General features: G+C 71.3%; 13 protein-coding genes. 2 read left to right on the forward strand and 11 right to left on the reverse strand.

Translation table 11 applies throughout. The features are described from left to right. From B100_RS33725 to B100_RS0106610, 5 genes are all read right to left on the reverse strand, one after another. Complete coding sequence (locus B100_RS33725) at positions 1-654, reverse strand: hypothetical protein (protein WP_486585596.1); 654 nt, start codon at positions 652-654, stop codon at positions 1-3. A gap of 100 nt (positions 655-754) precedes the next feature. Continuing rightward, positions 755-3,124, reverse strand: a complete 2,370-nt coding sequence (locus B100_RS0106595; protein WP_024883649.1) for a beta-xylosidase/alpha-l-arabinosidase — start codon at positions 3,122-3,124, stop codon at positions 755-757. Beyond that, positions 3,121-3,939, reverse strand: coding sequence for a carbohydrate ABC transporter permease (locus tag B100_RS0106600; protein WP_024883650.1), 819 nt, complete (start codon positions 3,937-3,939; stop codon positions 3,121-3,123). Before B100_RS0106600 ends, B100_RS0106595 begins: the two co-directional genes overlap by 4 nt. Then, complete coding sequence (locus tag B100_RS0106605; protein WP_024883651.1) at positions 3,936-4,895, reverse strand: carbohydrate ABC transporter permease; 960 nt, start codon at positions 4,893-4,895, stop codon at positions 3,936-3,938. Before B100_RS0106605 ends, B100_RS0106600 begins: the two co-directional genes overlap by 4 nt. 10 nt (positions 4,896-4,905) lie before the next feature. After that, complete coding sequence (locus B100_RS0106610; RefSeq protein WP_024883652.1) at positions 4,906-6,210, reverse strand: extracellular solute-binding protein; 1,305 nt, start codon at positions 6,208-6,210, stop codon at positions 4,906-4,908. Between the two features lie 138 nt (positions 6,211-6,348). Here B100_RS0106610 and B100_RS0106615 point away from each other — a divergent pair, with 138 nt between their 5' ends. Next, a complete protein-coding gene (locus tag B100_RS0106615; RefSeq protein WP_024883653.1) occupies positions 6,349-7,368 on the forward strand; it encodes a LacI family DNA-binding transcriptional regulator in 1,020 nt (339 codons plus the stop codon). Positions 7,369-7,422: 54 nt separating this feature from the next. Here B100_RS0106615 and B100_RS33730 read toward each other — a convergent pair whose 3' ends face one another. Next, the gene (locus tag B100_RS33730) at positions 7,423-7,806 is read right to left on the reverse strand and encodes a DUF6343 family protein (protein ID WP_024883654.1); all 384 of its coding nucleotides are present in this window, start codon (positions 7,804-7,806) and stop codon (positions 7,423-7,425) included. A 134-nt stretch (positions 7,807-7,940) separates the two neighbouring features. Between B100_RS33730 and B100_RS0106625 the strand changes: the two genes are divergently transcribed. Continuing rightward, on the forward strand, positions 7,941-8,585 hold the full coding sequence (locus B100_RS0106625) for a dienelactone hydrolase family protein (RefSeq protein WP_024883655.1): 645 nt from the start codon (positions 7,941-7,943) through the stop codon (positions 8,583-8,585). Between the two features lie 46 nt (positions 8,586-8,631). On the opposite strand, the gene B100_RS0106630 is transcribed toward B100_RS0106625, so the two are convergent. The 5 genes from B100_RS0106630 to B100_RS0106650 form a co-directional block, all read right to left on the reverse strand. Beyond that, positions 8,632-9,642, reverse strand: a complete 1,011-nt coding sequence (locus tag B100_RS0106630) for a polysaccharide deacetylase family protein (protein ID WP_024883656.1) — start codon at positions 9,640-9,642, stop codon at positions 8,632-8,634. Positions 9,643-9,668: 26 nt separating this feature from the next. Next, positions 9,669-10,679, reverse strand: a complete 1,011-nt coding sequence (locus B100_RS0106635) for a glycoside hydrolase family 11 protein (RefSeq protein ID WP_024883657.1) — start codon at positions 10,677-10,679, stop codon at positions 9,669-9,671. Positions 10,680-11,010: 331 nt separating this feature from the next. Next, entirely contained in the window at positions 11,011-11,634 is a 624-nt protein-coding gene (locus B100_RS0106640) for an Rv1733c family protein (protein WP_024883658.1), read from the reverse strand. A 43-nt stretch (positions 11,635-11,677) separates the two neighbouring features. Beyond that, positions 11,678-12,481, reverse strand: a complete 804-nt coding sequence (locus B100_RS0106645) for a rod shape-determining protein (RefSeq protein ID WP_024883659.1) — start codon at positions 12,479-12,481, stop codon at positions 11,678-11,680. Then, a complete protein-coding gene (locus B100_RS0106650; protein WP_024883660.1) occupies positions 12,478-12,846 on the reverse strand; it encodes a TraR/DksA C4-type zinc finger protein in 369 nt (122 codons plus the stop codon). Before B100_RS0106650 ends, B100_RS0106645 begins: the two co-directional genes overlap by 4 nt. Between the last annotated feature and the right edge of the window lie 44 nt (positions 12,847-12,890).

Genomic DNA, 12,890 nt, shown 5'->3' on the forward strand with positions numbered 1-12,890 from the left:
TCACGTCGATTCGGGCGGCGTGGGAAGTGGGCTGATGCCGGGTTCGTAGTGGTCGCGGAGGTAGATGCGCGTGCGCGTCGGCGTGTACTCGTGTGCGTAGAGGCTGACGCATGACTCGTCGGACGATCCGTAGACGCCGGAGCCATGGGGCTCCATGGCCGCCGCGGCGCCACCGGGGCAGACGGTTCCGTAACGCATTCCGTCCTTCAACGTCTCGGGCTCGGGGAGGCCGAACTGCGTGAAGTCGTGAGGCGTGACATCGGTCTGCGCGGAGGTCGGCTCGAGCCAGTCGCCCTCCGGAGGGTGCGCCTTCAGGTACACCTCCGCCTCCTCCCTCGTGAGGGTGAAGGTGAGCAGCCCCGTGTCGAAGCGGCTCGTGGCCTCGTACGCGGCCTGCGGCGACGAGGCGGTGGCCGGGATGAACAGGCCCATCTGCTTGCTCATCCACTCCGGCGTGACCCCCTCGACCCACCGCGCGTCAGCTGCCTGTACCGCCAGGCGGTCGTCCGCGTCGTCCGGTTCGCTGGACTGCCATCCCGTCGCCGCCACGGCACCCGCAAGCGCCAGCGCACCCGCGGCCACCCCGGCGACGAGCCACGGCCTGCGACCACCGCCACGCCTCATTTTTTCGTCAGTTGCCCGGTAGGGATCCACTGCGCTCCTGTCGTCGCCTCCGGCCGCGCGCCCATTGTGCACCGGCCCGGACCGCTCGTGCGGCCCGGGCCGGTGTGGTCTCCACAAGGGGGTGGCGGCGTCAGGCCTCCACCGCGAACTCCGCGTGAAGCCGCCGCGTGTGGTCGACCTCCCGCACCGGCCCCGTCAGCGTGACCGTCGCGGTGAGGCGTGCGTCCGTGCTGGACGCGGCCAGGCGGAGTTCCAGGTCGCCCGGTTCGACGACGCGGTGGCCGTCGCGGCCCGTGAAGGACGCCACGTCCGCCGGGACCGTGACCCGCACCCTGCGCTCCTCGCCCGGCTCCAGGTCCAGGCGGGCGTAGCCGACCAGGCGCTGCACCGGCTGGACCACGGAGGCGACCGGGTCGTGCAGGTAGAGCTGGACTACCTCCGTGCCGGCCCGGTCCCCCGTGTTGCGCACGGTGAGGGAGGCGGTGAACTCCCCGTCGGTCGGCGCCTCATCGGCGTCCACGGTCAGGTCGCTCCACGCGAACGTCGTGTACGTCAGACCGTGTCCGAAGCCGAACGCCGGCGTCGGGTCGATGTTGGACACCTCGCTGGCCTGGGCGAGCCGGGCACCGAGGTACGTGGTCGGCTGCGAGCCGGCGCTGTTCGGGACGCTCACCGGCAGCCGCCCGGAAGGGGCGGTGCGGCCGCTGAGCACACCGGCGACGGCCCGGGTGCCCGCGACTCCGGGGAAGAACGCCTGCACGATTGCCGCGGAGTCGGCGACCGCGCGGCCGAGCGCGTACGGGCGGCCCGCGAGCAGCACCGTCACCACCGGCGTACCGGAGTCGAGCAGCGCGTCGAGGAGCTGCTGCTGGGCGCCGGGCAGGGCGAGGGACTCCGCGTCGCAGCCCTCGCCGCTGGTGCCGCGGCCGAACAGGCCGGCGCGGTCACCGAGCGCCACGACGACGATGTCGGCGTCACGCGCCGTGGCCACCGCCTCGGCGATGCCGGAGAGGTCCCCGTCGTCGATGCCCGTGCCGCGCACCACGGTGATCTCGACGCCCGCGAACTCGGCGGCCAGGCTGTCGCGCAGGCTGGGCAGTTCGATGCCCACGGGCATGTCCGGGTACTTCACGCCCACGTGCTGCGGGAAGGAGTAGCAGCCGAGGACCGCGGCTGCCTCGTCGGCGTTGGGGCCGACGAGCGCGATGCGGCGAGGACGGTCCAGCGGCAGGGTGCCGTCGTTGGTGAGCAGCACGACCGCCTTCTCGGCGATCTCCCGGGCCAGTTCGCGGTTCTCGGGTCCGTCGAGGTCGATCGTGCCGCGCAGCGACTCCGGGTCGTCCAGGTCGGCGCCGTCGAACGCGGGCGGCAGCGGGTTCCAGTCCCGGTCGAGCAGGCCGAGCTCCGCCTTCTGGGTGAGGACGCGGCGCAGGGCGCGGTCGATGACGGACTCCGGCACCCGGCCGTCGGTGACGGCCTCCACGAGCGGGGCGCCGAACGTCTTGACCGTGGGCAGCTCGACATCGACGCCCGCCTCGAGCGCGGCGCCGGCCGCTTCGGCGAAGTCGCCCGCGACGCCGTGCAGCGTCTTGAGGAACGCGATGCCGAAGTAGTCGGCCACCACCGTGCCGTCGAAGCCCCAGGTGTCCCGCAGCAGGCCGGTGAGCAGGCTCTCGTCGGCCGCGGCGGGCATGCCGTCGATGTCGGTGTAGGCGTGCATGACGGAGCGCGCGCCGCCCTCGCGGATCGCCATCTCGAACGGCGGCAGCAGCACGTCGGCGCGTTCGCGCGGCCCCACGGAGGAGGGGGCGAGGTTGCGGCCGGCGCGGGAGGCCGAGTAGCCGACGAAGTGCTTGAGGGTGGCGACGATTCCGGCGGACTCCAGGCCCCGCACATAGGCGGTGCCGATGGTGCCGACGAGGTACGGGTCCTCGCCGATGGTCTCCTCCACGCGGCCCCAGCGGGCGTCGCGGACGACGTCCAGCACGGGGGCGAGGCCCTGGTGGACGCCGACGGCGCGCATGTCGCGGCCGATGGCGGCGGCCATCCGGCGGACGACGTCCGGGTCGAAGGTGGCGCCCCAGGACAACGGTACGGGGTAGGCGGTGGCGCCCCAGGCGGCGAAGCCGGCCAGGCACTCCTCGTGCGCCACGGCGGGGATGCCGAAGCGGTTCGCGGAGGTGATCCGGGACTGGGTGCGCAGCAGGGACAGCGCGCCGAGCGCCGGGTCGACGGGCGCGGTGCCGAAGGGGCGGGTGAGCTGGCCCAGGCCGGCCGGAAGGAGCGCGTCGAGGTCGACGGCCTCCTCCATGTCGTGCTGGTGCGGGGCGACTTCGCCGCCGTTGGCGGAGGCGCCGACCCAGACGCCGTACAGCTGGGCGATCTTCTCCTCGAGGGTCATGGCGCCGATCAGCGCGTCGACCCGGGAGGAGACGGGGTGGGAGGGGTCGTTCCAGACGGGGGTTTCGGTGGTGGTCTCTACGGCCACGTTCGCGGTCACTTTCCTCCGACACCCATCAGACCCTGGACCAGGGCACGACGGGCGAACAGGTAGACGAGAAGGATGGGCACCATGGACAGCACCACGGCTCCCAGCAGACCGGGGATGTCGATGCCGTGTTCGGTCTGGAAGTTGTACAGACCCAGGGTCACGACCTTGGTGGAGTCGGACTGGGTCAGCACCAGCGGGAACAGGAAGCCGTTCCATGCCTGGAGCGCGGAGAAGACCACGATGGTGGACAGCCCGCCCCGGGACAGCGGCATCACGAGCTGGAAGAACATGCGCCGCGGGGAGGCGCCGTCCATGGCCATGGCCTCGTACAGCTCCGGGGAGATGTCACGCATGGCGCCGCTGAGGATGAGCGCGGACATCGGCAGGCAGAAGGCGGCCGTGGGCAGGATGACGCCGAGCAGGTTGTCGTACAGTCCGGCTTCGCTGATCAGGTAGAACATCGGCACGATGACGGCCTGGGCAGGGATCGCCAGGCCGAGCAGGAACAGCCGGAAGATCGCCGACGTGGCCTTGCCCCGGCTGCGCACGATGGCGTAGGCGAGCGGCGGGACCAGCAACAGCACGATGCCGATCACGCAGGCGGTGACGACGAGGGTGTTGAAGAAGTACTGGCCGAAGCCCGAGTCGAAGGCGCCGGTGAAGTTGTCCAGGGTGAAGGTGTCCGGAAGGGAGACCGGACCGTTCGCGGCGTAGTCCTGGCGGGTGCGCAGGGTCGCCGCGAGCATCACGTACAGCGGCAGGCCGACCAGGAGCAGCCAGACGATCGAGCCGGCGCCGGCCAGGTAGTTGGGGCGGCGCCTCATGACACACCCTCCATGGTGCTGCGCATCTTGTCGTAGCCGGAGACCTTCACCACGACCAGGGAGATGATGGTGGCGGCGACGACGAGGGCGAGGGCGATGGCGGAACCGGCCCCGAAGTCGAAGCCCTTGAAGGCCTTGTCGTACATGTAGTAGGCGCTGATGGTGGTGTCGGTTCCGGGGCCGCCCTGGGTCAGGATGAGGACGGTCTCGAAGGTGGTGAGGCCACCGACGATCATCAGGATCATCGACGTGATCATCGAGTTGCGCAGCTGCGGCAGGGTGATGTGGAAGAACTGCCGGTAGCGGCCGGCGCCGTCGATCTCCGCCGCCTGGTACAGCACCTGCGGGATCGCGCGGGCGGCGCCCTGGTAGATCAGCGTGTGGAACGGCGTGAACTGCCAGGTGCTCACGAACGCGAGCACACCGATGGCGGTGGCCTGCTCGCCGAACAGGTTGCCGTCGCCGAACAGCCAGGTGGCGTCCGCCGGGATACCGAAGTTCGGGTCGAGCAGTGCGCGCCACAGCACGGAGACGGCGGTGGCGGACAGCAGCAGCGGGATGAAGTAGATGACCGACAGCACCGCGCGGTTGCGCTGGTGGCCCGCGGCCCAGACACCGAGCAGGATGCTCAGCGGGGTCTGGACGACCACGCCGAGCGCGGTCAGCAGCAGGGTCAGCCAGATGCTCTGGAGCATCACGGGGTCGTCCATCAGGCGCGACCAGTTGTCCGCGCCGACCCACTGGGGCGAACCGATCCCGTCCCAGCTCATGAAGGACAGCACCGCGACCATGATGAGCGGGACGATCGCGAAGAGGGCGAAGAACACTGCGGCGGGCAGCGCCCAGGCGAAGCCCGGACGGCCCACCCTGGATACGGACGGGGAGGCGGCCGGCCGCCGCCGGGACTCCTTGCGGAGCCCGGCGGCGGGCGGGGCGCTCGTGATCTTTGTGGTCATGAGCCGTTCGTCACTCGGTCGGGAGGGCCTGCATGGCCTTGATGAAGCCGTCCGTGTCGAGCTGTCCGTTGAAGAACTGCTGGATGGCCTTGTGCATGTTCGAGGCTGCCGACTGCGGGTACGCCTGGTCCCACGACAGCTGGAACGACGGAGCGTTGGCCACCAGGTCGTACTGGAAGCGCGAGTACTCGGGCGTCGCGGACGTCTCGATGAACTGGTCGGTGTTGGTGGTGGTGGTCAGGTTGCCGACGTCGAGCTGCGCCTTGACGAACTCGTCGGAGTACATGAGCTTCAGGAACTCGGCGACGGCCTCGGGGTGCTTGGTCTTCTTCAGCACCGAGTAGTAGTTGTTGGTGTTGCCGGCGACGTTCTTCGGGTCGCCCTTGCCGCCCGCGACGGCCGGGAAGGCGGAGTAGCCGAGGCCCTTCTCGGCGAACTCGGGGTGGTCGGTGAGCTGCTGGGAGTAGTACCAGGAGCCCATCAGCTCGAAGCCGGCCTTGCCCTGGGCGACGAGCGCGACCGAGCCGCCGTTGGTGTACTTGACCGAGTCGTAGTTCTTGCCGAAGGCGCCCGCGTCGACGAGCTCCCTGATCATCTTCAGGGCCTTCTTGCTCTCCGGGGCCTCCCAGGCGCTCTTGTCACCCTCGAGGGCCTTCTGGAAGAGCTCCGGGCCGGCTATGCGGTCGAGCAGGTACTGGAACCACATCTGGGTGGGCCAGACGTCGCCGCCGCCGAGCGCGATCGGCGTGACGCCCTCGTCCTTCAGCTTCTCGACGGCGTCGAGCAGCTCGTCCCAGGTCTTCGGCGGCTGGACGCCCGCCTTCTTGAGGACGTTCTTGTTGTGGAAGAGCAGGACCGGCTGGGTGCCGCGCATGGGAATGCCGTACGGCTTGCCGTCGACGACCGCGTTGTTGAAGACGGACGGGAGGAACTTGCTCTCCAGCTCCGGGTTCTTCTTGATGGCGTCGTCGAGCGGGAGGAGCAGGTCGGCCTTGACGAAGGGCTTGATGCTGCCGCCGCCCCAGTTGAAGAAGACGTCGGGTGCCTGCGGGGTGCTGATGATCGTCTGAAGCTTCTGCTGGTAGTCCGCACCGGGGATGGTGTCGAGGACCGCCTTGACGTCGGACGTCTCGTTGAACTTGTCGACGACCTGCTTCTCGATCTTGTTGGTGGCGTCCCCGTAGACAAGGATATGGATCTTGCCGTCGTCCGCCGACGCCCCGCCGTTGCCGTCACCGCAGGCCGACAGGCTCAGGGCGAGGGCGAGCGTCGCACCGGTGGCGATCAGTCTGGGCAAGCGCGCACGTGTCTTCATCGTTCGCCTTTCGAAAGTTTCGGCTTCATCGCCGAAAGTCCATGCCGAGGGACAGTAGGTCAGACGGGAGTTGGGGTCAACGGTCGGTTCACGACTCGCCCAAACCGTTATCCAGACGCGGTGCTCTATCCTGCGGGTATGCGTGAAGACGACGAGGCGAGCGGGCGTGTCACCCTGGCTGCGGTAGCGAAAGAGGCCGGGGTTTCGATGCCGACAGTTTCGAAGGTGCTCAACGGCCGATCGGATGTCTCACGCGCGACGCGCGCCAAGGTGGAGAAGCTGCTGGACCTGCACGGCTACCGCCGGCGCGTCCAGCCCGCGACCCGTTACCCGCTCATCGAGATCGTGTTCCACGAGCTGGAGAGCGTGTGGGCGATGGAGCTGATCCGGGGCGTGGAGAACGTCGCGAAAGAGAATCGCGCCACCGTCGTCCTCACCGAGAGCGGCACCCGGCACACCCCCGGCCCGGACTGGCTGCCGGGGGTGCTGCAGCGCCGGCCGCTGGGCGTGGTACTGGTCTTCTCCAGCCTCCCGCAGGACATCAAACGCCAACTGCGGGCGGCCGCCATCCCGTTCGTCGTCATCGACCCGGCGGGCGACCCGGACCCGGACGTGCCCTCGGTCGGCTCCGCCAACTGGGCCGGGGGCCTCGCCGCCACCCGCCACCTCACCGAGCGGGGCCACCGCCGGATCGCCATCATCACCGGACCCGAGGACATGCTGTGCTCCCTGGCGCGGCTGGACGGCTACCGCTCGGCCATGGCCATGGCGGGCCTGGAGGCCGACCCCCGGCTGACCCGCTTCGGCGACTTCCACGTGCAGGGCGGCTTCGAGCGTGCCATGGAGCTGCTGGAGTGCCCCGACCGGCCGACGGCGATCTTCGCGGGCAGCGATCTGCAGGCGCTCGGCGTGCTGGAGGCGGCCCGGGTGAAAGGGCTGCGGGTGCCCGAGGACCTGTCGGTGGTCGGCTACGACGACGTACCGCTCGCCCAGTGGTCCAGCCCGCCGCTCACCACGGTCCACCAGCCGCTGCGGCACATGGCCGAGGAGGCGTCCCGGATGCTGCTGCGCCCGGACGACCCGGGCGGCGCGGCCCAGCGCATCGAGCTGGCGACCCACCTGGTGGTACGGCAGAGCACGGCCCCGCTCGTCGGCTGACGCAGCCGACGCTCCAAGGGTCCGGCCCAGCTCAGCCCCGCGGGCCGGTGCGGCTCAGCCGCGAGGGGTCGACCAGGGTCGGCCCGTCGAGCCGCGTTCCCGGCGCAGGCGGCGCAGGACGACGGCCAGGTCCAGTGCTGCCGTCAGGGCGAGCACCCCGCAGACGACGGCGAGCAGTACCAGCGGGCCGGATCCAGGGCTGTCACCGGAGCCGGACCGGGCCGCCCAGACGCCGAACAGCACCGTCCCCGCGACGAACAGCGGCAGAAAGACGGAGGCCAGCAGCAGCCTCAGTTTCAGCGGGCTGCGGGCCGTGACCGGCTCGGTGCCGGTGCGCGGGTTCCTGCGGCCCATCGTGCCGGAGCGGGCCCGGGAGACCGGCTCGCGGCCGGAGTCGCTGCGGGTTTCGTGGCCGGAACCGGTACGGCTGTCGCGCACGTCGGCGCACCTCCTTCCAGCGTCGTGTGCGGGTCGGGTAGCCCCCGTGGCGGGCGGCAAACCGGCAGTCGCCTGGACCCGTGCGGCGCGGGTACCCGGAGCGCCCTGACCGTGGCCGGAGGAGGTGGTCGGGCATGGTGAGCGCATCCGTGACGGTGCCGTCGGGAGCGCGGGGCCTGCGCGGTGATCTGGAGATCCCCGTCGGGGCGCGCGGCATGGTGCTGTTCGCGCACGGGAGCGGCAGTTCTCGGCTCAGCCCGCGCAACCGCGCCGTCGCCGGGGGGCTGCGCGACGCGGGGTTCGGCACGCTGCTGCTCGACCTGCTGACCGGGGCGGAGGAGGACGAGGACGCGGCGACGGGCCGGCACCCCTTCGACATCGGTCTGCTGGCGGGGCGGCTGGCGCACGCCGTGGACTGGCTGGAGGGGCGGCCGGACGCCGTGGACCTGCCGGTGGGGCTGTTCGGGGCCAGCACGGGGGCGGCGGCCGCGCTGGTCGCGGCCACGGAGCGGCCCAGGCGGGTGACGGCGGTCGTCTCGCGGGGCGGGCGCCCGGACCTGGCCGGTGACGCGCTGGGACTGGTGGCGTGCCCGGTGCTGCTCGTGGTGGGCGGCGCCGACCACGAGGTGCTGGACCTCAACCACCGTGCCGCCGCACGGCTGTCCGCCCCGCACCGCGTCGACGTGGTGCCCGGCGCCACCCATCTCTTCGCCGAGCCCGGCGCGCTGGAGCGGGTCGCCCAGCTGGCCGCCGGATGGTTCGGCGAGCATCTGTCGTGAGGGCGGCGAGCCGCGCCGGGAAGGCCGACGCGGCTCGCCGACGTGCTCAGCTCGTGCTGCAGGAGACCGTCGGCCAGTTCCAGTTGCCGTTGGTCTGGATCGTCACCCCCCAGGTGTTCCCGCTGCCGTTCGGCCTGGCCACGAGGGTCTGGCTGTTGGGGTAGGAGGCGCTGACGTTCCAGGTGCTGAGGACCTTCGCCGGGGACGGCACGTTCATCGTCACGGTCCAGTTGCCGGAGCCGCCGACGGAGACGTTGAGGTTGTAGCGGTCGCCCCACTGCTGGCCGGCCGACAGGGTCGCGGTGCAGGCACCACCACCGCCGCCGCCTCCGCCGCCCCCTCCCCCGCCGCCGGAGCCGTCGGGGGCGACCGCGCGGCCGGTCTGCGGGGAGATCATGCCGGCGCACAGACCCCGGGAGGCCAGGTTCTGCGCGATGCGCGGGATCGCGGCGATGGTGTTGGCCGGCCAGTCGTGCATCAGGATGACCTGCCCGTCGTTCAGCCGGGAGGCGGCCTGCACGATGGCGTCGGTGCTCGCGTTGTTCCAGTCCTGCGAGTCGACGTCCCAGATGACCTCGGTCAGACCGTACTTGGCCTCCACCGAGCGCAGGGTGGAGTTGGTCTCGCCGTAGGGCGGGCGGAAGAGCTTGGGTGTGCCGCCCCCGGCGCTCGCGATCGCCTGCTGGGTGCGGGAGATCTCCGAGTCCATCTGCGCCTGGCCGAGCTGCGTCATGTGGGGGTGGGTGTAGCTGTGGTTGGCGACCCACATCCCCGCGTCCACCTGCGCCTTGACCAGGGACGGGTTGGCGGCGGCGTACTGGCCCTGGTTGAACATCGTGGCCCGCAGGCCGTTCTGCTTCAGCGCGTTGAGCAGGTTCATGGTGGATCCGGTGGACGGGCCGTCGTCGAAGGTGAGTCCGACGTACCCGTTGCAGGCGGCCGCCTGCGCGGGGGCGGCGCCGACGCCCGAGGTCACGGTGCCTGCCACCGTCAGTGCGGCGACGGCCACACCCGGGACCAGGTACCGGGTGACCGGCTGTCGCTTTCCGGTGCTCATGTGTGGGGGTCCTCCTCGTACGGGGATCAGCCTGCGCTGCAGGAGACCGAGGGCCAGTTCCAGTTGCCGTTGGTCTGGATGGTCGCGCCCCAGTTGTTGCCGCTGCCGTTGGACCGGGCGACGAGGGTCTGGCTGTCGGGGTAGGAGGCGCTGACGTTCCAGGTGCTGAGGACCTTCGCCGGGGACGGGACGCGCATGGTGACCGTCCAGTTGCTTGCGCCGCTCACCGAGACGTTGAGGTTGTAGCGGTCGCCCCACTGCTGGCCGGCCGACAGGGTCGCGGTGCAGCCACCGCCACCGCCGCCACCGCCACCGCCGCCACCGCCACCGCCACCGCCGGAGCCCTCGCTCACGGTGATGTTGGAGTTGCCGCTGCTCTGGTAGCCCTCGGTGGCCATGATCATGTAGTTGTGGCTGCCCAGGTTCATGCCCTTGCTCGCCCAGGCGTCGAAGTGGTTGCCGCTGGTGATGGTGCCGCCGGTGCGCTTCTGCTGGCGGACGCTCCAGTACTGGTCGAAGGTCCTGGTGCCCTCGATCGAGGGGGCGTTGTACCGGGTCGTCTTGTAGATGTCGTAGGTGCCTCCGTCACTGGTGACGGTGCCCTTGTACTCGCCGGTGGGCCGGTAGGTGCCCCAGTTGTCGACGATGTAGTACTCGACCAGGGGGCCGGTGGTCCAGCCGTAGAGCGTCAGGTACGCGTTGCCGGACGGGTTGAAGCTGCCGGAGTAGCTGACGGTCTTGCGCCCGCCGGTGCTCCAGCCCTTGCCCGCCACGAAGTTGCCGGTGTTGCTCCACTGGGTGCTGTAACCGCCCCCGGAGCCCAGGTCCATGGAGACCGTGCCCGGGGCGTCGGTCCAGAAGGAGTACCACCAGCCGTTGTTGGTGCCGGTCTGGTTGCTCGTGATGACCGGGGCGGCGGTCGCCGTGCCGGTGAGGAGCAGCGCGGTGAGGGCGGCGAGAGCGATCGTCCAGACGCTCTTGACGCTCATGATCAGCCGGCTGCGTCTGCGGCTGCCGGGTGGTGAGGACATGTGCATGGGTGGCGCCTCCTGTTACGGCTCGATGGGGAGGTCGATGCCGTGACAGTGTTGGTCTGAGCGCGTCAACCGTCAACGGTTTCGGTGAGAGTTTCGAAAAGTTCGAGTGACCGACCTTCGTCGCGGAGAGCGATAGCGCCAGCTCAACGCGGCTATGAAAGCGCTTGAGTTGTGAAGTAATGGATTTGCGCCGTCACGCCAGCCGAAGCTCGATCAGGTGACCGCGAAACTTTCGTAGGACTTTTTCAGGGCGCCCAACGCAACCCGTCAGTACGGTCGTTGCCCGCAGGCGACGGCAACAGCCTTTCCAGCGGCACATCGTGAGGGGGTTTCAGGTCGGCGTCGTCCAGCGGGGGGCCGTCTCCACCCACGCGGTCTCCCACCTGGCCAGATCGCGCCGGCGCAGGACGATCCCGGCGACGGCGTGCGCGGCGGCGCCGGCGAGAGCGACGCCGAGGGCGGCCAGCAGCGCCCAGCCCGTCGCGCGGCTGCGGACCTCCTTGCCGCCCAGGGGCGCCTCGGTCACCTTCCCGTCGGCGGTGACCCACACCCTGACGGTGCTCCCGGCGGTCAGTCCCGGCCACACCTCCGCCCGGGTGGTCCGGGTGCGCCCCTCACGGGTGACGACCCGGACCTCGACCGGGTAACGGGTCTTCTTCTCCTCGTCCGAGCCCGGCTCGGGGTGCCGGGGCGCGTCCGCGGTCAGGGTCGCGTCCGTCAGATGACGCGTCTGCTGCTGGTGGCGCGCCGCGTCCCGGTAGTGCCGGTGGGCGGCGTCGCCCACCAGGGCGGCGGCCACGGGCGCCACGGCCAGTACGGCGACCAGCACCCCGAGCCCCAGCCAGGCCCGCAGCACGTCGGTGCGGCGGCGCAGCGGGTTGCGCCGCCACCGCCAGAACACCGGGCCCGGGGGCGGGGCGGGGGGCGGCTGTGCCGGTGGTGTCTCGCCCGCCACGTCACGGCTCCTTCCGGTGAGGGGTCGCAGGCAGAGGGGTGGGTCAGCGGGTCCCGCCGGCCGACGGGTGGTGGTGCGCGGCGGCCAGCAGGCCGGCGGCGCCCCGGACGGCGGCGGTGTGCGGGGACGGCACCGGCTGGACCGCGCAGCCGAGGCCGCCGGGCAGCCCGCCGGTGATCTCGGGGCGCAGCGCGCCTCCTCCGGCCAGCAGCACGCCCCGGCTCAGCGCGGTGCGGGTGAGCGAGGTGCGGTCCTGCCGCAGCATCGCGGTCACCATCTCGATCACCGCCCCGGTGACGCGTGCCGGCGGGGTGCCGTCGCCCAGGTCGGTGGTGCCCAGGGCGGTGCGGCGGGCGTCGGTCACCGCGCCGTCGGTGAGCAGCACCACCTCGGTGAGGTGCGCGCCGATGTCCACGACCAGCAGCGGCCGGATGTGGTCGGCGCTCGCGGCGAGCGCGACCGCCCGCGCGCCGGGGACCGTCAGTACGGCGCGCGGGCGGAGTGCTTCCACGGCCGTGCGGGCGGCGGCGCGGAAGGCGAGCCCGTCGAGGACCGGGGCGGTGACGACGACCAGCGGGCGGCCGATCCTCGGCATCCGGTGTCCGAGCAGCCGGTCCAGCATGCGGGCGGTGCCGGGGACGTCGACGATGGTGCCGCGCTGGATGGGGTGGACGGCCCCCGAGCCGGGGAACGTCACGGTCGGTACGTCCAGGACCATGCCCCGTCCGGCGATCCACGCGCGAGTGCGGGCGCTGCCCAGGTCGAGAGCGATACCTGAGCAGCGCCTGCACAGCGGCCAGTGCCGGTGCCGTACGGGACCCGGCCGGGGGCGCCGGACCACGGTCACCGGCCGGCCTCCCGCACCTGCTGGCAGCGCCCGCAGAAGCGGGCCTGGGGGACGATCAGCAGGCGGTGGCGTTCGACCGGGCGGCGGCAGAGGTGACAGACGCCGTAGTTCCCGGAGTCCATCCGGGCCAGCGCCTCCTCGACGTCGGCGAGCACCATGCGGGCCGACGCCACGAGCTTGACGCCGATCTCGATCTGCGCGGCGTCCTCCCGCCGGCGGCGGTCGTCGCAGCGGCTCGCGGAGGCGAACTGGCGCAGCTGTTCCCGTCGGAACAGCAGTTGCTCGTGCAGGTTCTCACGGAGCGCGGCGAGGTCCTCGGCGTCGAGGACCCCGTCGTGCTCGCCGATGGTCTGGTGGGTCACCACTGCACCCCTCGGGCAGAGCGGATGGACGGACGGACGTGTCGGAA

The sequence above is a fragment of the Streptomyces sp. CNH189 genome (genome assembly GCF_000527195.1).